General features: G+C 63.3%; 24 protein-coding genes. 15 read left to right on the plus strand and 9 right to left on the minus strand.

The annotated features are described in order from the left end of the window. Positions 1-135: 135 nt before the first annotated feature. Entirely contained in the window at positions 136-903 is a 768-nt protein-coding gene (gene gloB, locus FGK64_RS15375; protein ID WP_138864715.1) for a hydroxyacylglutathione hydrolase, read from the minus strand. Between the two features lie 71 nt (positions 904-974). Between gloB and FGK64_RS15380 the strand changes: the two genes are divergently transcribed. From FGK64_RS15380 to FGK64_RS15410, 7 genes are all read left to right on the plus strand, one after another. Continuing rightward, positions 975-1,727: a class I SAM-dependent methyltransferase gene (locus FGK64_RS15380; protein WP_138864716.1), complete on the plus strand. Its 753-nt coding sequence runs from the start codon at positions 975-977 to the stop codon at positions 1,725-1,727. Positions 1,728-2,009: 282 nt separating this feature from the next. Beyond that, positions 2,010-2,570, plus strand: a complete 561-nt coding sequence (locus FGK64_RS15385; RefSeq protein WP_138864717.1) for a F0F1 ATP synthase subunit delta — start codon at positions 2,010-2,012, stop codon at positions 2,568-2,570. Then, positions 2,571-4,109: a F0F1 ATP synthase subunit alpha gene (atpA, locus tag FGK64_RS15390; protein ID WP_138864718.1), complete on the plus strand. Its 1,539-nt coding sequence runs from the start codon at positions 2,571-2,573 to the stop codon at positions 4,107-4,109. A 14-nt stretch (positions 4,110-4,123) separates the two neighbouring features. Then, entirely contained in the window at positions 4,124-5,005 is an 882-nt protein-coding gene (locus tag FGK64_RS15395) for a F0F1 ATP synthase subunit gamma (protein ID WP_138864719.1), read from the plus strand. A gap of 20 nt (positions 5,006-5,025) precedes the next feature. Further along, the gene (gene atpD / locus FGK64_RS15400; RefSeq protein ID WP_138864720.1) at positions 5,026-6,450 is read left to right on the plus strand and encodes a F0F1 ATP synthase subunit beta; all 1,425 of its coding nucleotides are present in this window, start codon (positions 5,026-5,028) and stop codon (positions 6,448-6,450) included. Positions 6,451-6,461: 11 nt separating this feature from the next. Then, the gene (locus FGK64_RS15405) at positions 6,462-6,878 is read left to right on the plus strand and encodes a F0F1 ATP synthase subunit epsilon (protein ID WP_138864721.1); all 417 of its coding nucleotides are present in this window, start codon (positions 6,462-6,464) and stop codon (positions 6,876-6,878) included. 141 nt (positions 6,879-7,019) lie between these two features. Continuing rightward, entirely contained in the window at positions 7,020-7,370 is a 351-nt protein-coding gene (locus FGK64_RS15410; protein ID WP_138864722.1) for an H-type lectin domain-containing protein, read from the plus strand. A gap of 148 nt (positions 7,371-7,518) precedes the next feature. Here the strand turns inward: FGK64_RS15410 and FGK64_RS15415 are convergent, their stop codons facing one another. Further along, positions 7,519-8,538, minus strand: a complete 1,020-nt coding sequence (locus FGK64_RS15415) for a ribose-phosphate pyrophosphokinase (protein ID WP_138864723.1) — start codon at positions 8,536-8,538, stop codon at positions 7,519-7,521. Between the two features lie 104 nt (positions 8,539-8,642). Between FGK64_RS15415 and FGK64_RS15420 the strand changes: the two genes are divergently transcribed. Together FGK64_RS15420 and FGK64_RS15425 are read left to right on the plus strand one after the other, a co-directional pair. Beyond that, positions 8,643-9,245 (plus strand): 2-hydroxychromene-2-carboxylate isomerase, encoded by a 603-nt coding sequence (locus tag FGK64_RS15420; protein ID WP_138864724.1) that lies wholly within the window; start codon positions 8,643-8,645, stop codon positions 9,243-9,245. Next, positions 9,242-10,051 carry an alpha/beta fold hydrolase gene (locus FGK64_RS15425; protein WP_138864725.1) on the plus strand — a complete coding sequence of 270 codons (810 nt, stop codon included), beginning with the start codon at positions 9,242-9,244 and terminating at the stop codon, positions 10,049-10,051. The genes FGK64_RS15420 and FGK64_RS15425 overlap by 4 nt, the downstream gene beginning before the upstream one ends. A 156-nt stretch (positions 10,052-10,207) precedes the next feature. Here the strand turns inward: FGK64_RS15425 and FGK64_RS15430 are convergent, their stop codons facing one another. The 7 genes from FGK64_RS15430 to FGK64_RS15460 all read right to left on the minus strand — a co-directional run bounded on the left by FGK64_RS15430 (position 10,208) and on the right by FGK64_RS15460 (position 15,660). Continuing rightward, positions 10,208-11,260, minus strand: coding sequence for a threonine aldolase family protein (locus FGK64_RS15430; RefSeq protein ID WP_138864726.1), 1,053 nt, complete (start codon positions 11,258-11,260; stop codon positions 10,208-10,210). Further along, the gene (locus FGK64_RS15435) at positions 11,260-11,730 is read right to left on the minus strand and encodes a YcgN family cysteine cluster protein (RefSeq protein ID WP_138864727.1); all 471 of its coding nucleotides are present in this window, start codon (positions 11,728-11,730) and stop codon (positions 11,260-11,262) included. Before FGK64_RS15435 ends, FGK64_RS15430 begins: the two co-directional genes overlap by 1 nt. Next, the gene (locus FGK64_RS15440) at positions 11,727-12,659 is read right to left on the minus strand and encodes a bifunctional riboflavin kinase/FAD synthetase (RefSeq protein WP_138864728.1); all 933 of its coding nucleotides are present in this window, start codon (positions 12,657-12,659) and stop codon (positions 11,727-11,729) included. Before FGK64_RS15440 ends, FGK64_RS15435 begins: the two co-directional genes overlap by 4 nt. Before the next feature lie 71 nt (positions 12,660-12,730). Further along, positions 12,731-13,174 carry a MaoC family dehydratase gene (locus FGK64_RS15445; RefSeq protein ID WP_138864729.1) on the minus strand — a complete coding sequence of 148 codons (444 nt, stop codon included), beginning with the start codon at positions 13,172-13,174 and terminating at the stop codon, positions 12,731-12,733. Between the two features lie 108 nt (positions 13,175-13,282). Beyond that, entirely contained in the window at positions 13,283-14,158 is an 876-nt protein-coding gene (locus FGK64_RS15450) for a TIGR01459 family HAD-type hydrolase (protein WP_138864730.1), read from the minus strand. A gap of 74 nt (positions 14,159-14,232) precedes the next feature. Continuing rightward, a complete protein-coding gene (locus tag FGK64_RS15455) occupies positions 14,233-14,670 on the minus strand; it encodes a DUF1294 domain-containing protein (RefSeq protein ID WP_138864731.1) in 438 nt (145 codons plus the stop codon). Positions 14,671-14,739: 69 nt separating this feature from the next. Then, entirely contained in the window at positions 14,740-15,660 is a 921-nt protein-coding gene (locus FGK64_RS15460) for a manganese-dependent inorganic pyrophosphatase (RefSeq protein WP_138864732.1), read from the minus strand. Between the two features lie 248 nt (positions 15,661-15,908). On the opposite strand from FGK64_RS15460, the gene FGK64_RS15465 reads away from it, so the two are divergent. The 6 genes from FGK64_RS15465 (at position 15,909) to FGK64_RS15490 (ending at position 21,383) form a co-directional block, all read left to right on the plus strand. Beyond that, positions 15,909-16,664: a DUF2161 domain-containing phosphodiesterase gene (locus FGK64_RS15465; protein ID WP_246057784.1), complete on the plus strand. Its 756-nt coding sequence runs from the start codon at positions 15,909-15,911 to the stop codon at positions 16,662-16,664. A gap of 147 nt (positions 16,665-16,811) precedes the next feature. Then, positions 16,812-17,099 (plus strand): co-chaperone GroES, encoded by a 288-nt coding sequence (locus FGK64_RS15470; RefSeq protein WP_138864733.1) that lies wholly within the window; start codon positions 16,812-16,814, stop codon positions 17,097-17,099. Between the two features lie 84 nt (positions 17,100-17,183). Next, a complete protein-coding gene (groL, locus tag FGK64_RS15475; RefSeq protein ID WP_138864734.1) occupies positions 17,184-18,830 on the plus strand; it encodes a chaperonin GroEL in 1,647 nt (548 codons plus the stop codon). An 85-nt stretch (positions 18,831-18,915) separates the two neighbouring features. Then, positions 18,916-19,398: a GNAT family N-acetyltransferase gene (locus FGK64_RS15480; protein ID WP_171054100.1), complete on the plus strand. Its 483-nt coding sequence runs from the start codon at positions 18,916-18,918 to the stop codon at positions 19,396-19,398. Positions 19,399-19,440: 42 nt separating this feature from the next. After that, entirely contained in the window at positions 19,441-20,229 is a 789-nt protein-coding gene (locus tag FGK64_RS15485; RefSeq protein ID WP_138864735.1) for an alpha/beta fold hydrolase, read from the plus strand. Further along, a complete protein-coding gene (locus FGK64_RS15490; protein ID WP_138864736.1) occupies positions 20,226-21,383 on the plus strand; it encodes an alpha-D-ribose 1-methylphosphonate 5-triphosphate diphosphatase in 1,158 nt (385 codons plus the stop codon). The genes FGK64_RS15485 and FGK64_RS15490 overlap by 4 nt, the downstream gene beginning before the upstream one ends. Positions 21,384-21,414 lie beyond the last annotated feature (31 nt).

The raw sequence follows: 21,414 nt of genomic DNA on the forward strand, positions 1-21,414 counted from the left end.
GAGTGGCCGCCCTCGACTCCAACCATGTCTTCATAACATTAGAGTTTGGTTGATCGACGCCCCGCTTCAAGGCTTTTCTTCTGCTTTTCGGTCACATTTGCCTGCAGAGTTGCACGTCAGCGCGCAATTTCGGCATCAGAACCTGTCCTTGCGGCCGCGAATCTCAGCGAAAACGGCGGCGTCGGGTTCGGTCTGCATCCCAAGGTTGCGCCGGATGCCGGGGTCGGCCGCGCGCAGAAAAGGATTTGTGGCAAGTTCCAGCGACAGGGGTGAGGGAACGGTTGGCTGGTTGCGGGAGCGGGCGAGATCAATCGCCTCTGCACGTGATTTAAGCTCGGGATTGTCAGGATCAATAGTCAGGGCGAATTTTGCGTTGGCCTGGGTGTATTCATGGCCCGAGCAGACGATGGTGTCCGGCGGCAACGCGGCCAGTTTCGACAGCGAGCCCCACATCTGTTCCATCGTCCCTTCGAATACGCGGCCACAGCCAAGCGCCATCAGGCTGTCGGCGGTGAACACAACGCCGCTGTCGGGGAAATGAAAGGCGACATGCCCCACGGTATGGCCTGACACGTCGATCACGTGGGCCATCTCTCCGGCCGCGTCGACCATGTCTCCCTCGGCCACCTCGATGTCCAACGGAGGCAGCCGGTGCGCATCGGCGCGCGCGCCAACCACGCGGGCCGTATGCGCGGCGAGAATGCCGGGCAGCCCTTCGACATGATCGGGGTGGTGGTGGGTGATCAGGATCGTCTTGAGCGACCAGCCGCGCTTGGCCAGTTCCTCGACGATCGGGGCGGCTTCGGGCGCGTCGACCAGAAAAGTGTCGCCGGTTTCGGGATTATGGCCGAGAAAGGCGTAGTTGTCGGTGCGGCAGGGGATGGTGACGATGTCCAAGGCCATCTGCTATTGCCCTTTCATGATTTTGATGCATGTGTCGGGGGACAGCCTGACGCAAGGAAAGAGCGGCTGCAATGCATCTTGATGTGCAGGATCTGCGCAATTTCTATTATCGCAGCGCGCTGGGGCGTGCGGCGCAGGCCTCGGTGCGCGGCCGGCTGCTGGAGATGTGGCCAGAGGCCAAGGGCCAGACGGTCGCGGGCTTCGGCTTTGCGGTTCCCCTGCTGCGGCCCTACCTTGCGGATGCGCGCCGGGTCGTCGCGCTGATGCCGGGGCCACAGGGCGTGATGCGCTGGCCCTCGGGTCTGCCCAATGTCTGCGTCCTGTCCGAGGAAACGCTGTGGCCGCTGGAAACCGGGCATGTCGACCGGCTGATCGTAATGCACGGGCTGGAAACGTCGGAACGGCCCTCGGCTGTGCTGGAAGAATGCTGGCGCGTGCTGGGACCGGGAGGCAAGGCGATCTTTATCATTCCGAACCGGGCCGGGCTTTGGGCGCGGTCGGATCGCACGCCGTTCGGGTTCGGGCGGCCCTATACGCTGGGCCAGTTGGAATCGCAGCTGCGCAAACACCACTTCCTGCCCGAACGCAGCGGGGCCGCCCTGTTTCAGCCGCCGTCGACCCGGCGGTTCTGGCGCCGCGCCGCGCCATTGTTCGAACGCGCCGGGCGCTACCTGCCCACGATGATCGCCGGAGGGGCCATTCTGGTTGAGGCGAGCAAGCGGGTCACGCCCTCGTCTGGTGACGGTCTGCGGGTGCGCACCCGAGAAACCGCGCGCGCTGCGCTGCCTGCGATGCGGCCCAAACCCGAAACCTCGCCTGTCTGAAGCCGCTTATGGCGCAAAATCGGGCAAGGAATCGGGCAAACCGGCACAGGATTCTCGCCTTTTCGTGAACGTCGAGGTGGAGCAATCCGTCGCACTTCGCGTAAGGCGTTAATAATTAATGAATAACGTCGCAGTCCGGGCACCAGATACTGTATTGCGGGTACAGAAGGGCTCTGTTACATCGACGCTGATTTCGATGGCCTGCCTTTTTGGCGGGTCAAAGTCACGCCCCCGGACGCTTTTGTCGATGGCAAACCGGGGCCAACTGTCGGAAGGGTGGACGTGTCCGAACCAGCTTCGATTTCCGCGGGGATAGCCGCGCGCTATGCCACGGCAATTTTTGAGATTGCCGAGGAGAATAACAATTTCGATGGCCTCGAAGCCAGCGTGAAAGATTTGGCGGAAGCCCTGGAGGCGAGCGAGGATCTGCGCACCGTCATCCAGTCGCCCCTGCTGTCGCGCAGCGAGCAAGGTGCAGCAATCGCCGCCGTGGCCCAGAAGATGGACCTGGCCCCGGTGATGCAGAACGCGCTGCGCCTGATGGCCGACAAGCGCCGCCTGTTCGTGCTGCCGCAGGTTCTGGTTGAACTGCGCAACCAGCTGGCCGCGCAGCGCGGCGAGGTGACGGCAGACGTGACCAGCGCCAAGGCACTGACCAAGGATCAGACCGAAAAGCTCGTGAAAACGCTGAGCGCCAACATTGGCAAAACGGTCACTCTGAATGCGACCGTCGATGAAAGCCTCATCGGTGGTCTTGTCGTCAAGGTAGGCTCGAAAATGATCGACACGTCGATCCGTTCGAAGCTCAACTCTCTCCAGAATGCAATGAAAGAGGTCGGATAAATGGGTATCCAAGCAGCAGAGATTTCTGCGATCCTGAAGGACCAGATCAAGAACTTCGGCCAGGAGGCCGAGGTTGCCGAGGTCGGGCGCGTGCTGAGCGTGGGCGACGGGATTGCCCGCGTCTATGGCCTGGACAACGTGCAGGCCGGCGAGATGGTCGAATTCCCCGGCGGGATCATGGGGATGGCCCTGAACCTTGAAACCGACAACGTCGGCGTCGTGATCTTCGGTTCCGACCGGGACATCAAGGAAGGCGACACCGTCAAGCGCACGAACTCGATCGTGGACGTTCCGATCGGCCCCGAAATGCTGGGCCGCGTCGTTGACGGCCTTGGCAACCCGGTGGACGGCAAGGGCCCGATCACCACGTCGCAGCGCGGCATCGCCGACGTGAAGGCGCCGGGCATCATCCCGCGTAAATCGGTGCATGAACCGATGGCAACCGGCCTGAAGTCGGTCGACGCGATGATCCCGATCGGCCGTGGCCAGCGCGAGCTGATCATCGGCGACCGTCAGACCGGCAAGACCGCCGTGGCGCTGGACGCGATCCTGAACCAGAAAACCTATAACGACCGCGCCGGCGACGACGAAAGCAAGAAGCTTTACTGCGTCTATGTCGCCATCGGCCAGAAGCGGTCGACCGTGGCCCAGCTGGTGAAGAAGCTGGAAGAAACCGGCGCCATCGAATATTCGATCGTCGTGGCCGCAACCGCGTCCGAACCGGCGCCGATGCAGTACCTCGCGCCCTATACCGCGACCGCGATGGCGGAATACTTCCGCGACAACGGCAAGCACGCGCTGATCATCTATGATGACCTGTCCAAGCAGGCCGTTTCGTACCGCCAGATGTCGCTGCTGCTGCGCCGTCCGCCGGGCCGCGAAGCTTACCCGGGCGACGTGTTCTACCTCCACTCCCGTCTGCTGGAGCGTTCGGCCAAGCTGAACGAGGAATTCGGTGCAGGCTCGCTGACCGCGCTGCCGATCATCGAAACCCAGGGCGGCGACGTGTCGGCCTTTATTCCGACCAACGTGATCTCGATCACCGACGGCCAGATCTTCCTGGAAACCGAACTGTTCTACCAGGGCATCCGCCCCGCCGTGAACACCGGTCTGTCGGTGTCGCGTGTGGGTTCGTCGGCCCAGACCAACGCGATGAAGTCGGTCGCCGGCCCGGTGAAACTGGAACTGGCGCAGTACCGCGAAATGGCGGCCTTCGCCCAGTTCGGTTCGGACCTTGACGCCGCCACCCAGCGCCTGCTGAACCGTGGTGCCCGCCTGACCGAGCTGATGAAGCAGCCGCAGTATTCGCCGCTGACCAACGCGGAAATCGTGGCCGTCATCTATGCCGGTACGCACGGCTACCTGGACAAGCTGCCGCTGAACGAAGTGGGTCGGTTTGAAAAGGGTCTGCTGGCGCACCTGCGCGGCAAGCGTCAGGACGTGCTGGACTGGCTGACGACCGAAGATCCCAAGATCAAGGGCGAGGCCGAGGACAAGCTGAAAGCCGCGCTTGACGAATTCGCCGCTGACTACGCTTAAGGAGAGATAAGGCAATGCCAAGTCTCAAGGACCTTAAAAACAGGATCGAGTCGGTCAAATCGACCCGCAAGATCACCAAGGCCATGCAGATGGTCGCGGCGGCCAAGCTCCGTCGCGCCCAGGAAGCGGCCGAGGACGCACGCCCCTATACCGAGCGGTTCAATGCCGTGATGGCGGGGCTGGCGGCATCGGTCGGCGGAAGCGACAGCGCGCCGAAGCTGCTGGGGGGCACCGGGTCTGACCAGGTGCACCTTCTGGTGGTGCTGACGGCGGAACGCGGTCTGTGCGGGGGGTTCAACTCGAACATCGTCCGCCTGGCCCGGACGCATGCCGCCAAGCTGAAGGCCGCGGGCAAGACGGTTAAAATCCTGACCGTCGGCAAAAAGGGCCGTGACGCCCTGAAACGCGACAGCGCCGACCTGATGGTTGGCCACGTCGATCTGAGCGAAGTCAAGCGCCTGTCCTATGCGGACGCGCAGGGCATCGCGCAGAACGTGTTGTCGCGTTTCGATGCCGGCGAATTCGATGTTGCCACGATCTTCTACTCGAAGTTCGTCAACGTCGTGTCGCAGGTGCCGACCGCCCAGCAGGTGATCCCCGCCGATTTCCCGGCAGAAGATGGCGCGCAGGACAGCGTTTCGACGGTTTACGACTATGAACCGGGCGAAGAGGAAATCCTGGCCGATCTGCTGCCGCGCGGTGTTGCCACGCAGATTTTCAGCGCCCTGCTGGAAAACGGCGCGTCCGAACAGGGCGCCCGGATGAGTGCGATGGACAACGCAACGCGCAACGCGGGCGACATGATCGACAAACTTACCATTCAGTTCAACCGGTCGCGTCAGGCGGTCATCACGAACGAGCTGATTGAAATCATTTCCGGCGCGGAAGCGCTGTAAGCAGAAACCGGAGACAACACATGGCGAATGCTAAAGGCAAAGTCACCCAGGTCATCGGCGCTGTGGTCGACGTGCAGTTCGACGATGCGCTGCCTGAAATCCTGAACGCCCTGACGCTGGACAACAACGGCAAGAAACTGGTGCTTGAAGTGGCCCAGCACCTTGGCGAAAACACCGTCCGCACAATCGCGATGGACGCCACCGAAGGCGTCGTGCGCGGTCAGGAAGTGCTGGACACCGATGGCCCGATCACCGTGCCTGTCGGCACCGCAACCCTGGGCCGGATCATGAACGTGATCGGCGAGCCGGTCGACGAAAAAGGCCCCGTCGAAGCGGACGAGCACCGCCCGATCCACGCCCCGGCGCCGGATTTCGCGGAACAGTCGACCGAAGCCGAAGTGCTGGTGACCGGCATCAAGGTGATCGACCTGCTGGCCCCCTACGCCAAAGGCGGCAAGATCGGCCTGTTCGGCGGCGCCGGCGTGGGCAAGACGGTTCTCATTCAGGAACTGATCAACAACATCGCAAAGGTGCACTCGGGTCTGTCGGTGTTCGCCGGTGTGGGTGAACGGACCCGCGAAGGCAACGACCTGTACCACGAGATGATCGAATCGGGCGTTCTGACACCCGACAACCTGCCGGACTCGAAAATTGCGCTTGTGTTCGGTCAGATGAACGAGCCTCCGGGAGCCCGTGCCCGTATCGCCCTGACCGGTCTGACCATGGCCGAGCAGTTCCGCGATGCCACCGGCACCGACGTTCTGTTCTTTGTCGACAACATCTTCCGCTTCACGCAGGCCGGTTCGGAGATGTCCGCTCTGCTGGGTCGTATCCCCTCGGCCGTGGGCTACCAGCCGACGCTGGCCACCGACATGGGTGCGATGCAGGAACGCATCACCTCGACCAAGAACGGCTCGATCACCTCGATCCAGGCCGTCTACGTTCCCGCGGACGACCTTACCGACCCCGCACCGGCAACGACCTTTGCGCACCTTGACGCAACGACCGTTCTCAACCGTGCGATCTCGGAACTGGGCATCTACCCGGCCGTGGACCCGCTCGACTCGACCTCGCGTCTGATGGACCCGCAGGTGATCGGCGAGGAACACTACCAAGTGGCCCGTGACGTTCAGGGTATCCTTCAGCGCTACAAGTCGCTGCAGGACATTATCGCCATCCTCGGGATGGACGAACTGAGCGAAGAGGACAAGCTGACCGTGGCCCGTGCCCGGAAGATCCAGCGTTTCCTGTCGCAGCCCTTCGACGTGGCGAAAGTGTTCACCGGCTCGGACGGTGTGCAGGTTCCGCTGGAAGACACCATTTCGTCGTTCAAGGCTGTTGTGGCCGGTGAATACGATCACCTGCCCGAAGGCGCCTTCTACATGGTGGGCGGCATTGACGACGTGAAGGCCAAAGCCGAACGCATGGCCGCAGACGCGGCCTAAAGGAGCGCCCGATGGCAGAGACAATGCAATTCGACCTTGTGTCGCCTGAGCGCCGCCTTGCGTCGCTTCAGGTGCGCGAGGTGCTGGTGCCCGGCGCAGATGGCGACATGACGGCAATGCCCGATCATGCCCCTGTCATCACGACGCTGCGCCCCGGCGTGCTGCGGGTGAACGGCCCTGACGGGACGGCGGAATACGTCGTCTCGGGCGGGTTTGCCGAAATCACCGGCAGCGGCATTTCGGTGCTGGCCGAACAGGCGATCCCGTTGACGGAAATGACGCGGGCGCACTTGGACGAAATGATCGAAAGCGCCCGTGCCAAGCACGAAGCGGCCAAGGAAACGTTCAAGAACGAGCCGGGCCCCGTCGACGACGCGGCCAAGCTGCTGGCCGACATGGTTGCACTGGGCGATCACATCAACGTCTGAAGCGGTGATGATGAATGACAAGGGGCTGCCATACGGCGGCCCCTTTTTGTATGTTCACCTGCGGCTAAGAGCGATGTGGGAACTTTATGCCGACTTGATATTGCGCGCACCGGAGCGCTTGGAAGGAGCGGAAAGGATCGTATGAAGCGCCTTGAAAACCACCTGATCGGTGTCGATCAGGGAGATACGGTCGTGTTTTCCGAATTCGAAGAGGGCGGAGAGATGTGGACCGGAAGCGGCCCGCGCGAACGCCGCCGCACCGTGACCTTCAGCGCGGCCTTCAAATCCGCGCCATCGGTGCAACTCTCGGTCTCGCTGTGGGACGCCGACACCGCCTCGGCCCTGCGCGCCGAAGTGGTGGCCGAGCACGTCACCTCCGATCAGTTCGACATAGTGTTCCGAACCTGGTCCGACAGCCGGTTTGCCCGCGTCCGCGTCGCCTGGACCGCCATCGGCGCCCTGCCGCACGCGGACGACTGGAAGCTCTACTGATCGGTTTCGAATGGACGGGTGGAGCAGGGGGCTCTGCCCCCATCCGCTGCGCGGATTCCCCCGGAGTATTTCGGGAATGATGAAGGAACGGCCCTTTTCCTTCTTTGGGCCTTAAATATCCCCGCCGGAGGCATCGCGCGCAGCGCGATCAATCCATCGCGTAGAGGGATTCGTAGATTGGCGACAGGGTATCGTCCTCGAACAACGAAGACACGCTGGTGCCGTTCCAGATATTCAGGATCGCCTGGGCGAAGATCGGGGCGGTCGGCACTATGCGGATATTCTTGGCGCCCTTGACGGCTTCGGAGGGCCGGATGGAATCGGTGATGACCAGCGATTTCATCACCGACTTGGTGACGCGCTCCACGGCAGGGCCGCTCATCACGCCGTGGCTGATGTAGGAATGGACTTCCTTGGCGCCGTTCTGCATCAGCACTTCGGCTGCCTTGCAGAGCGTTCCGGCGGTGTCGCACATGTCGTCGACGATCAGGCAGATCTTGTCCTTTACGTCTCCGATCACAGTCATCTCGGCCACTTCGCCGGGCTTTTCGCGGCGTTTGTCCACGATGGACAGGGGCGAGTTGATCCGCTTTGCAAGTTCGCGCGCGCGCGCCACGCCGCCGACGTCGGGCGAGACGACCATCAGCTGATCGAGCTTGCCTTTGAAGTTTGTCTTGATGTCGAGCGCAAAGACCGGCGAGGCGTAAAGGTTATCGACGGGGATGTCGAAGAACCCTTGGATTTGCGCGGCGTGCAGGTCCATCGTCAGGACCCGTTCGATCCCGGCGCCGACCATCATGTTTGCAACCAGCTTGGCGCTGATCGGCGTGCGTGCCTTGGTGCGGCGATCCTGCCGGGCGTAGCCGAAGTAGGGCAGGACGGCAGTGACCCGTGCGGCCGAGGACCGGCGCAGCGCGTCGGCCATGATCAGCAGTTCCATCAGGTTGTCGTTTGCGGGGTTCGAGGTAGGCTGGATGATGAACATGTCCTCGCCGCGCACATTCTCGAACACTTCGACGAAGATCTCACCGTCATTGAACCGTTCGACCCGCGCATCGACAAGGCCGGTGTGCACGCCGCGGTGCATCGTCATCCGGCGGGCGATCGCCTTGGCAAGCGGAAGGTTCGCGTTTCCCGCGATCAGTTTCGGTTCGTTCTGTTGGGCCATGAAAGTCGATCCCGAGGCAGCGTCAGATGTGACAGATTCGTGATGTTGACACCGCTTAACACGGCCTTACCGTGACGCAAAGCTGATGCGGGGAGAAATGACACATGGCTCACATAGATTATTATTTTGCGACCTTGTCGCCGTTCACCTACCTCGCAGGCACACGGCTTGAGCAGATCGCGGCCCGCCACGGGGCGACGATTACCTACAAGCCGACCGATGTGATCGCGCTGTTCGGACGCACCGGCGGCACGCCTCCGGCGCAGCGCCACCCCTCGCGGCAGGAATATCGCGCGCAGGATCTGCTGCGGCAGGCAAAATATCTGAAGATGCCTTTCAACCTGAAGCCCGCGCATTGGCCCACCAACATGGCGCCGTCGTCCTATGCGATCATTGCGGCCCAGAACGCCGGCGGCGGAGATCTGGGCGTGCTGACTCATGCGTTTACCCGCGCCTGCTGGGCCGAGGAGAAGGACATCGCCGATGAGGCGGTTGTGCGCGCGTGCCTGTCGGAGGCGGGGTTCGACCCTGATCTGGCGAACTCCGGGCTGCTGGAAGGCGCCGAGACATATGCGGCCAATCTGGAGGAAGCCGCCGCGCGCGGGGTATTCGGCGCGCCGTTTTACATAACGGATGACGATCAGCGGTTCTGGGGGCAGGACCGGTTGGATCATCTCGACGCGCATCTGCAAGAGCGCGCCGGGTGAGCGCAGATGGCGTAGCGAGCCTGTCGCGGCAGCGGTTCGGACAAGGCCCGCGTCAGGTGCTGGGGTTGCATTGCACGCTTGCGCATTCCGGCGCATGGCGTGGTTTGGCCGACGCCTTGGAAGGTGAGGTTACGCTGATAGCGCCAGACATGTTGAGCCACGGCAAGAGCGCGGACTGGGACGGTGCCGGCGACTTTACCGAACGGATGGTGGCGGCCCTTCTGCCGCTGATCGACCAGCCCGTCGATGTGGTTGGCCATTCGATGGGTGCTGTGATCGCGCTGCATCTTGCGGCCTGGCACCCCGATAGGGTCCGCAGCCTGACCTTGATCGAACCTGTTCTGTTCGGCGTCGTTGCCCACGATGCGCCTGACCTGCTGGCAGCCCAGAAGGAGCAGAATGCCCCTTTCGAGGCCGCGATGACAGCAGGCGATCACGACACAGCGGCGCGCCTGTTCAGTGGCGGGTGGGGGGATGGCAGTCGCGGCTGGGCCGAGATGCCCCAGGCACTGCGCGCCGCCATGGCGCGGGGCGTGCGCATTGTGTCGGCCTGTGCGCCGACGGTCTCGGCCGATCGCTTTGGGGTGTTCGAAACCGGAGGGCTGGACCGGGTGAGCATGCCGGTATGCTTGCTGCACGGTGAGCAGACCCAGCCAATTGTTGCGGCGGCCAACCGGGGCGTGGCGCGTCGCCTGCCGCAGGCGCAGATCCGCGAGGTGGCGGGCGCGGGGCACATGTTGCCGATCACCCACCCCGACGCGGTGGCAGAACAACTGCGGCTGCTGTTCCGCGACGTGACAAACTAGGTCGCGCGCGGCTGGGGTAGCAGGGGGCTCTGCCCCCGTCCCTGCGGGACTCCCCCGGAGTATTTTCGCGAAGGTGAAAGCGGGAAATGGCCCTCCTTCTTTGGGATAAAAATATCCCCGCCGGAGGCTTCGCGCGGAGCGCGAAAATCTTTCGGTTCAGGACTGCGCGCCGGCGAGATGGGCCAGGAACCGGTTGATGTTGTCATCTGTCGCGGACCAGTCGCAGACGAGTCGGGCCGAGAGGTGTTCGTCGGGGTCGGCGCCGTCAAGGTCACCTTCCCAGAGGTAGTATTTCGCTCCGGCCTCATGCAGGCGCTGATGCGCGGCACGGGAAAACGTGGGGAACAGCATGTTGGCATCGGGATCGTGCAGGAAACCCGCGCCGGCGTCGCGCAGGCCATGGGCCAGGTCGGCGGCGGCGTCGTTGGCCTTGCGCGCAGCTTGCAGCCAGAGGTCTTCCCGCAGGTAGGCGGCCATCTGTGCCGAGAGATAGCGGTGTTTCGAGAACAGGTGCCCGCCGCGTTTGCGGCGGAATTCGAATTCTTCTGCGCGGGCGGGATCGAAGAGGATCACCGCTTCGACGCCCATGCACCCGTTTTTGGTTCCGCCAAAGCTGAGCACGTCGACACCAGCCTGCCAAGTCATTTGGGCCGGGGTGGCATTGGTACTGGCCAGCGCATTGGCAAAGCGTGCGCCGTCGAGGTGAACGGGCAGGTCATGCTGTTGTGCCACAGCGCAAAGCGCGGCGATTTCGGCAGCCGAGTAGACGCCGCCGCGTTCGGTGACATTCGTGATCGATACCGGTCCGCGCTTGGGGCCGTGGACGCCGCGGGTGCCTTCGCCCGCGATGCTGGCGGCCAGCGCTTCGGGCGTCATCTTGTTGTCGGTCGGCACGAGAGTCAGCTTGGCGCCGCCGGTGTAGAATTCGGGCGCGTTGCATTCGTCTTCGTGGATATGGGCCACGGCCGAGCAAAACACCGTCTGATAGGGCTGGGCGAGGGTGGCCAAAGCCAACGCGTTGGCGGCGGTGCCGGTGGCGACGAGGTAGACAGCGGCCTCGGGCGCCTCGAACACCTCGCGCAGGCGGGTGCGGACCTCTTCCATATCGGCGTCTGCGCCGTAGGGCATGGCGTAACCTTCGTTCGCGCGGGTCAGCGCGGCCATCACCTCGGGCAGGACGGGGCCGGAGTTGTCAGAAGCGAAATACATCAGGTCGGCTCCTCTATCAGGTGATCTTCCCAGTCTTCCTCGGCGATCTCGAATTCGGGCACCGTGATGCCCCGTACCGACACGCCCGCGTGGTGCACGCTGTCGGCCCGGCCCGAGATCAGCGGGTGCCAGTCATACAGCGGGCGGCCTTCGTGGATCAGCCGATAGGCGCAGGTCTGCGGCATCCAGTAGAGGTGATCCTCGATATTGTCGGGGCGCAGCACGATGCATTCGGGCACGAACTGGTGTCGGATGTCGTACTGGCCGCAGCGGCATGTGGAATCGTCCAGCAGGCGGCAGGCGATGCGGGTCAGGGCGATTTCGCCGGTGTCCTCGTCTTCCAGCTTGTTCAGGCAGCATTTGCCGCAGCCGTCGCACAGCGCCTCCCATTCGGGCTGGGTCAGCTCGGACATCTGCTTGCGTTCCCAGAAGCGGGGCGCAAATCCGGTGCGGCGGATCGGATCGCTCACAGCGCCTCCAGGATGGCACGGGCGCGGGCGCAATCGGCGTTCATCTGGTCGATCAGGGCCTCGAGGCTGTCGAACTTCTCTTCGCCACGCAGATAGTCGACCAGCCCGACCGACAGCGTCGCGCCATACAGGTCGCCCGAGAAATCGAACAGGTAGGTTTCAAGGTTCGGGCGGTTTTCGCCGAACATCGGCCGCGTGCCCAACGACGCCGCGCCGTGGTACTTGCCCTTGTGCGGGCCGTCCAGCACATCGACCAGCACCGCGTAGACGCCAAGCGCAGGCAGGTGCAGCCCGTCTACAGCCATGTTCGCGGTTGGATAACCCAGGTCGCGCCCGCGCTGCTCTCCGCCGATCACCGGACCTTCGATCCGGTGCCAATGGCCCAGCATCTTGGCGGCGTCGCGCGGCCGGGCCTCGGCCAATGCAGTGCGGATCGCGGTAGACGATACGGTTTGGTCGCTTTCTTCCAGCAGCGGCGCGATGGTCACGCCAAATCCCATCTCGGCGCCGAAGCGGACCAGGTCGTCGGTTGTACCGCTACGGCCTTTGCCAAAGCAGAAGTCGGCCCCGACCACCACATGGCGCAGGCCCAGCCCGTCGCGCAGCACCTTGGCGGCGAATTGTTCGGGCGTCAGGTTACTGAGGGCGGCGTTGAAATTCAGCTCGTACAAGACCTCGACGCCGATCTTTTCCAGCCGGTGCCGCCGTGCGGCGGACCCCATCAGGCGAAACGGCGGCGCATCGGGTGCAAAAAACGCACGCGGGTGGGGTTCAAAGGTCAGCACGCCCAGCGGTGCATCGGGCGCGGCGGCGCGCGCCATGTCGATCACCGAGCGATGGCCCACATGCACGCCATCGAAGTTGCCGATGGCCACGCTTGCCCCTTTGTCCGAGGGCGCAACAAACTGATAATCCCGGATGATCCGCATGGGCCATGCCTAGCCCCGGCGTGCAGCAAGGGCAAGCGGGGCAGGGTGCCCCGGGCGCGATAATTTGGCGCTCAGTCGAACTTGCGCGAGGGGGCCAGCACCGTGGCCTCACCGGCAAGCACCTTCTTGCCATCCACCTTGCAGACGCAATCCAGTTGCACCCGGCGCTTGGCGATGTCGATGCCGATCACCGTGACCTCGGCCAGCACGGTATCGCCGGGGCGCACGGGGGCCAGGAACTTCAGCGTCTGCCCCATGTAGACGGTGCCATGCCCCGGCAGCTGTTCGCCGATCACGGCGGAAATCAACCCGGCGGTCAGCATTCCGTGGGCGATGCGGCCCTCGAAGATCGTGTCGCGGGCATAGGCATCGTCAAGATGCACCGGGTTCCGGTCGGTCGAGACTTCGGCGAACATTTCGATATCGGCATCGGTCACGGTTTTGCGCAGATGGCGCGACATGCCCATCTCGATATCTTCGATACAGATCGTGCCCCGGGGGAAATTGTCCAACATCTGACCCTCGCAATTTGACTGGCGAGGCAACATTTGTTCGATAAAGGCGCTCGCGAGGTAATTTAATTACTTCGCAAGCGCAGAAAGTCAACCGTTTTCAGGGCGGGATCAGCGCAGAAAGCCGATGGCAAAGGTCGGGCTGATCAGTTCGCGTTGTAGAAAGCTGTCGAGCGCGTCCGGGTCCGGTTGATCGGTCGTGCGCGTGTCGGCGGCGGCCAGCCCGCCGGTGATGAACAGCGAATCGATATCCTCGCCCATGGCGCCCTGAATATCGGTGTGCGGCCCGTCGCCAATGGCAAGGATGCGCCCATCCGGAACCTGCTTGCCAATCTCGGCCAGCCGCTGCCGGGCAAGATCATAGACCGGAGGATGCGGTTTGCCGAAATACAGGCTCTCTCCGCCCATCTCGGTGTAAAGCCGCGCCAGCGCCCCTGCGCACCATTCCCGCCGTTCACCCCGGTCCACCACGATATCGGGGTTGGCGCACAGCAACTTAATCCCTTTTTGTTTGGCATAGAGAAATTCGGGCCGGTTCACCTCGGGGTCGGAATGAGGGTCGAAAGGGCCAAGGCAAACGATGCCTTCGGCCTGATCCAGCGGCACCCGTTCGATGGCAATCGGGTCGGTGACGATTTTCGGCGGGTCGAAGAACGCCATGTCGATCGCTTCCGATCCCATGAACCAGACCTTTTGACCAACCGCGCCCCGAAACATTGCCGCGCGCGCACTGTCGCCCGATGTTGTGATGGTATCCCAGCAATCGTGCGGCACGCCAAATCCATCCAGCTGTTGTTCGACACTGTCGCGCGGGCGCGGCGCGTTCGTCACCAGAACCACGGTGCCGCCGCGCTGGCGATAGGCCTGCAAGGCGGTACAGGCATCGGGCAGCGCCTTGACCCCGTCATGCACACAGCCCCACAGATCGACGAACAGCGCGTCATAGGTGTCGGAAATTTCCGCAAGGGACTGGACGATCCGGGTCATGACAAGCCTTTCACTGGTTCTTCGATTGAGCGTTGCATGACAAATAGCACCCGCCTGCACCAGAGCGAATGCCCCTAATAGGCGCTTTTGAAGAACTTCGGCGGTTTGCGGTGGCGTCGGGGCAGTTTCGGCCCGGCGCTGGACAGACTCCAGTCCATCTCGGACAGCGACACATCGGGCAAAGACAGGCTGGGCAACGTCAGATCGGGCAGCCGATGGGGCAGAACCCCGTATTGAACGCCCGCGGTGACAAGGCAGGCGCTCACCAACCACCAGCGCGGAATGCGGTTCAGCCGAGACCGGAACGGCTCTTTCCGTGTCTTGTGGCGAAACACCCGTTGCGCCCGCTTTGCGCCGAACCAGCCCCCGGCAAAGGCCAGCAGCCAGAGGTGAAATTCCGATAGCCGCCAGTCACCGGTCAACGCGCGCCGCTTGTCCGAGCGCATGGCGGAGTAGGCCCAAAGGTTCATGCAGATGAAATAGAGACCGAAAATGAGTAACCAAGAAATCATCCGCCCGGTCTGAAACGCAAAAATGGCGCCAGTAAGGCGCCATTTCCGATGTTCGAATGGGGAAGGGGATCAGACCTTGAGGTTCGGAATGATCTGCTTTTTCCGGCTCATGATGCCGGGCAGAACAACCGTGTCGCCGGTGGGCGTGGCGTCAAAGCTCTTCTCGGCCACGGTCTTCACCAGATCGTTCGGCACCAGCAGCGTGGCTTCCTCGTTCAGGATGTCGACCACGAACAGCAGCACCTGATCGGCGCCGTCTTCTTCGGCAACGCCCGGCATCGCGGCCATCAGCGCATCCTTGCGGTCCAGCACCATCTGCGGCGAGGTGGTTTCCAGCACGGACACCCGGAACTGCTTGCCGCCGACTTCGTATTCCTTGCTGTCCATGCGCAGCAGCTCGGCCTCGGAGAAGGCCGAAACATCGGACTTCGCGGCGAACATCTCGGCCGCATAGGCGGGGATCTCGATGTTCAGATCGCGGGCCAGGGATTCGGCCACGGCGCGGTCATGCGCGGTGGTGGTGGGCGAGCGGAACTCCAGCGTGTCCGACAGGATGCAGGTCAACATCGCACCCCGGATCGGCTCGGGCATCTTGGCCATGTCGTCGCCGATCAGGTCATGCATGATGGTGGCGGTACAGGCCAGCGGACGCACGGTGATGTCGATGGGGCCTTTGGTCTCCAGGCCGCCAACCAGCTTGTGATGGTCGATAATGGCGCGGATGTCGGCGCTGTTGATGCCTGCGGGCAGCTCGGCCGGGTTGTTGGTGTCGACGATCACCACGGGCGCGTCGGCGTCCACGTCCGAGATGATCTCGGGCTTGGTCAGGTTCCAGCGGTCCAGCATGAAGGCCGCTTCGGTATTGGGCTCGCCCAGCAGGACCGGAGTTGCCGGGGTGCCCTTGATCTCGTTCAGATACCACGCCCAGATCAGCGGCGAGCCGGTGGAGTCGGTGTCGGGGGATTTATGGCCAAAAACTTGAATGTTCATCGTGTCCTGCCTGCGCAATCGGGATTCGCGCGCCTTATATGCAAGGCCGGGGGGGATGTCACCTGCGGCAGAAACGCCAATGCCCGTGTGAGGGAGATGTCGGATTGGGGCTCTGCCCCAAACCCCGGGATATTTGTAGCCCAAAGAAGCGGGAGGCATCGCTTCTTTGGGCCGAAAATATCCTGGGGTGAATTGGCAGCAGGCCAAGAGGGGCAAAGCCCCTGCACCGCTTTCGAATTGGCGCGCGGATGCTGCGATGGTACGCAATCGCGATGACCCAGACCTCGGAAACCGCACTTTACCTGCCCGTGAAGGCTCTGCTGGAACGGCAAGGGTACGAGGTGAAGGGCGAGGTTGGCGCCGCAGATGTCGTTGCGCGGCGCGGAGAAGAGCCGCCGGTGATCGTCGAGTTGAAGTTGCGATTTTCGCTGTCGCTGTTTCATCAGGCGATCGCTCGGATGGCGATCAGCGATCTTGTCTATATCTGTGTGCCGCTTCCGCAAGGTCGTACGGCGCGGCGGACGCTGAAGGACAACCGGGCATTGTGCCGGCGGTTGGGGCTGGGGTTGATCACGGTGCGTCCGGACGGACGGGCCGAAGTGCAATGCGATCCGGGGCCTTTTGCGCCGCGCAAATCAAAAAAACGCGCCGCGCGGCTGCTGCGCGAATTCGATGCCTTGCGCGGGGATCCGAACGATGGCGGGGCAACGCGGCACGGGATCGTCACCGCGTACCGGCAGGATGCGGTGATCTGTGCGCGGCACCTTGCCGAGCATGGGCAATCCCGTGGCTCCGACATCAAGAAGTCGGCAGGCATCGCGCGGGCCACGCGGATCATGGCCGACAATCACTACGGCTGGTTTGAACGTATCCGCACGGGCGTGTATGATCTGACCGATGCCGGACGGCGTGGGCTGGCGGATTGGGCCGAGTCGATGCCGGATCAGGAGCCCGATCAGGGTGATGGGCCGGTGACATCGCAAGCGCGCGCTCCGCAGTCATGAAAATTCGCCGCTCCCTGTTGACTCGCCCGATTTCGGTGCCTAGCTATGCGCCGTTAGCACTCGGGGAGGTCGAGTGCTAACGATCCCGCGGGTAAGCCCCAAGGGGTCTGACGGATAACAAACTTTGAGCCTCAAGGAGCTGCAAAGATGGCATTGAAACCGCTTCATGACCGGGTGCTGGTGCGCCGTGTGCAAAGCGAAGAGAAAACGTCCGGTGGGCTGATCATTCCCGATAGCGCCAAGGAAAAGCCAAGCGAAGGCGAAGTCGTCGCATGTGGCGATGGTGCCCGCAAGGATAACGGTGAGCTGATCGCGATGGCCGTGAAGGCCGGTGACCGCATCCTGTTCGGCAAATGGTCGGGCACCGAAGTCACCGTTGCAGGCGAAGAACTGCTGATGATGAAGGAAAGCGACATCATGGGGATCATCGAATAAGCCACCGGGCTGTTCGACCGGCGGGCCTGCCCCGCCACCCAAGATCGCAACACGTAATCGAATTTCCCAAGAGGAGAGACAAAAATGGCTGCTAAGGACGTCAAGTTCGACACCGATGCCCGCAACCGCATGCTGAAGGGTGTGAACATCCTGGCCGACGCGGTGAAAGTGACCCTGGGCCCCAAAGGCCGCAACGTGGTTCTGGACAAATCCTTCGGCGCGCCGCGCATCACCAAGGACGGTGTGTCGGTTGCCAAGGAAATCGAACTGGAAGACAAGTTCGAGAACATGGGCGCGCAGATGGTGAAGGAAGTCGCTTCCCGCACCAACGACGAAGCCGGTGACGGCACCACCACCGCGACCGTTCTGGCCCAGGCCATCGTGCGCGAAGGCATGAAATCGGTTGCCGCCGGCATGAACCCGATGGATCTGAAGCGCGGCATCGACCTGGCCACCGCCAAGGTTGTCGAAGCCATCAAATCCGCCGCACGTGATGTGTCGGACAGCGCCGAAGTTGCGCAGGTTGGCACCATTTCCGCCAACGGCGAAGCCGAGATCGGTCAGCAGATCGCAGACGCGATGCAGAAAGTCGGCAACGAGGGTGTGATCACCGTCGAGGAAAACAAAGGTCTGGAAACGGAAACCGATGTCGTCGAAGGCATGCAGTTCGACCGTGGCTACCTGTCGCCCTACTTCGTGACCAACGCCGACAAGATGACTGCAGAACTCGAAGACTGCATGATCCTGCTGCACGAGAAGAAACTGTCGTCGCTGCAGCCGATGGTTCCGCTGCTCGAGTCGGTCATCCAGTCGCAGAAGCCGCTGCTGATCATCGCCGAAGATGTCGAGGGCGAAGCCCTGGCAACTCTGGTGGTGAACAAGCTGCGCGGCGGCCTGAAGATCGCAGCCGTGAAGGCACCGGGCTTCGGTGATCGCCGCAAGGCCATGCTGCAGGATCTGGCGATCCTGACCGGCGGCCAGGTGATTTCGGAAGACCTGGGCATGAAGCTGGAAAACGTCACCATCGACATGCTGGGTTCGGCCAAGAAGGTGTCGATCACCAAGGACGAAACCACCGTTGTCGACGGCGCTGGCGAAAAGGCCGAGATCGAGGCACGCGTGGCCCAGATCCGCAATCAGATCGAAGAAACCACCAGCGACTACGACCGTGAGAAGCTGCAGGAACGCGTTGCCAAGCTGGCAGGCGGTGTTGCGGTGATCCGCGTCGGCGGCATGACCGAAGTCGAAGTGAAAGAGCGCAAGGACCGCGTCGATGACGCACTGAACGCGACCCGCGCGGCCGTTCAGGAAGGCATCGTTGTCGGTGGCGGCGTGGCCCTGGTTCAGGGTGCGAAGTCGCTTGAAGGCGTGACCGGCGCGAACAGCGACCAGAACGCGGGTATCGCGATCGTGCGCAAGGCGCTCGAAGCACCGCTGCGTCAGATTGCCCAGAACGCGGGCGTCGACGGTTCGGTTGTTGCTGGCAAGGTGCGCGAATCCTCGGACCTGAAATTCGGCTACAACGCTCAGACCGACGAATATGGCGACATGTTCAAGTTCGGCGTCATCGACCCGGCCAAAGTGGTTCGCACCGCGCTGCAGGACGCAGCCTCGATCGCCGGTCTGCTGATCACGACCGAAGCGATGGTGGCCGACAAGCCGCAGAAAGATGCACCCGCCGGTGGCATGCCCGACATGGGCGGCATGGGCGGCATGGGCGGCATGATGTAATCGCCCTGCTTTGCAGACTTGGGAAAGGGGTCGCCTAGGCGGCCCCTTTTTCGTATTCGACACCAGTCAGACAAAGGGTTCGAACATGGTGATGTCCCCCGATTTCCTGCGCGAGCTGCGCCGCGGCGAAGAACCCGCCGTCGATGCGCTGCTGCGCGCCGCGTTCGATGGCGCCGAAGAGGCCGAGCTGGTCAAGGCGCTGCGCCGCAGCGGCGACATGGCGGGCGAACAGGTGATGGCCGCCGATGGTGACATCGTCGCCTACCTGGCACTGTCGCGGATGGTCGCGCCGAAAGGCTGGCTGTGCCTTGCCCCCGTCGCGGTGCACCCCGATTGGCAGGGGCGACGCATCGGGCGGCGCATGGTCGGGCTGATCAGCGAATGGGCGCGGCTCTCGGGCACCACGGTGGTGGTGCTGGGGCAGGTGCCGTTCTACGAACGCGCCGGGTTCAGCGTGGCCAGGGCGGCACAGCTGACCTCGCCCTATCCGATCGACCACACCCTGCTGGCCGGTCCGGGAACCGACGCGCCCAAGGCCACGCTGACCTATCCGCGCGCCTTCGGCTAAGCCCGCTTTCCCACGGGCCGCATTCGGCGTATGGCAGGCGCCATGCGATGGTTGGCCGCTTTCCTGATGATCCTGATGTCCCCGGTGGCGCGCGCCGCCGAGGGCGACTGCGTGATCCTGCTGCACGGGCTGGCGCGCAGCGAAACCTCTTTCGCGGTGATGGAACAGGTGCTGCGCGGGCGCGGCTATGTCGTGGTGCGCCCGGGTTATCCCTCGACCGATCTGCCCATCGGCGCGCTGGCGGAACAGACGCTGCCCGCCGCGACCGAGGCCTGTGGCGCGCGAGTCATCCACTTTGTCACCCATTCGATGGGGGGAATTCTGGTGCGCGACTGGCTGCGCTTTGCCCGGCCGGCGCGCCTGGGTCGCGTGGTGATGCTCAGCCCACCGAATGCGGGCAGCGAATTGGTGGACGAACTTGGCGACTGGGAGGTGTTCGGCCTTTTGAACGGACCGGCCGGCCTGCAACTGGGCACCGGCGCGAACAGCCTGCCGCGCCGCTTGCCTCCGGTCGATTTCCCGCTGGGGGTGATCGCGGGCAGCAACACGCTGAACCCGGTGTTTTCCGCGCTGATTCCGGGCCCGGATGATGGCAAGGTTTCGGTCGCGTCGACCCGGGTGGATGGTATGGCGGATCACATCGTTCTGCCTGTCACCCATACCTTCATGATGAACAATCCCCGCGTCATCGCAGAAGCGATCCATTTTATCGAGCAGGGGCGCTTTGACCCCGAGATTTCGTGGCTGGACGCGCTGTTCGGCAATATCGCAACGGCCTGCGCCAGCGGGGCCGACTGTTCCGACGACACAAAAGGAAACCCCAGCCGATGAAGGCGCTTGATCTCGATTTTACCGGCGCACAGGTTCTGGTGCCGGGGCAGGGGCTTGCTCGCGCCCGGCTGTCAATGGCCGACGGGCGCATTGCCGATGCGCCCGTGGGCCGCGCGGTCGATGCCTCGGGGTACCTGCTGCTGCCCGGCATCGTCGACATCCACGGGGATGCGTTCGAACGCCACCTTGCCCCGCGGCGGGGCGCCGCGCCCGACATGGCCGAAGGCGTCGCCAGCGTCGCAGCCGAACTCGCGGCGAACGGCATCACGACCGGCGTCATCGCCCAATTCCACAGCTGGGAAGGGGGCTTGCGCGGCCCCGACCACGCCGCCCGCGTGTTTACCGCGCTCCGTGACGCTGGCAACATCCACGGCACCGATATGCGCCCGCAGCTGCGGTTTGAAATCGGCCAGTTAGAGGCTTATGACACCCTGCCCGACTGGCTGGCACAGTGGGATGTCGGATACCTCGTTTACAACGATCACCTGCCGCACGACCGGCTCGCACAGGGCAAAACGCCACCCCGGCTGACGGGACAGGCGCTGAAAGCGGGACGAAATCCCGAAAAGCACCTTGCCATGCTGATGGACATGCACCGCCGCTACCCCGAAGTGCCAAAGGCGCTGGATGATCTCTCTGCTCGCCTGCGCGCCCAGGGCGTGACACTGGGCTACCACGATGCCCGGACTGCACCTGAATGTGTCGCCATGAAGACACGCGGCGCAGCCCTCGCGGAATTCCCCGAAACGCCCCAGGCAGCGCAGGCGGCGCGCGATCTGGGGCAAGGGGTAATCATGGGCGCTCCGAACACCGTGCGCGGCAGTTCTCAACGCGGTAACGCCTCTGCCCGAGATATGATCGCCGCCGGGCTGTGTGATGCGCTTGCGTCCGACTATCACTACCCCGCACTGCGGGCGGCTGTGTTCGAATGCGTCGATTCCGGGATGTGTACGTTCGAGCAGGGCTGGGCGCTTGTCTCCACCGGCCCGGCGCGGCTTTTGGGGCTGGAGGACCGCGGCACGCTTCGTCCTGGTCTACGGGCAGACATCACTGTGATCGATGAAACCACCCGCCGCGTCGCTGCCTGTTTTGCCGGCGGATCGGTCACTTGTATGACCGGTGAATTCGCCAGTCGCATCTTCGCCGCACCCTGATCGCACGGCAGCAGTGACACTCTCGCAGGGC

This window comes from Arenibacterium halophilum (assembly GCF_005938225.1).
Taxonomy (GTDB): Bacteria; Pseudomonadota; Alphaproteobacteria; order Rhodobacterales; family Rhodobacteraceae; genus Arenibacterium; species Arenibacterium halophilum.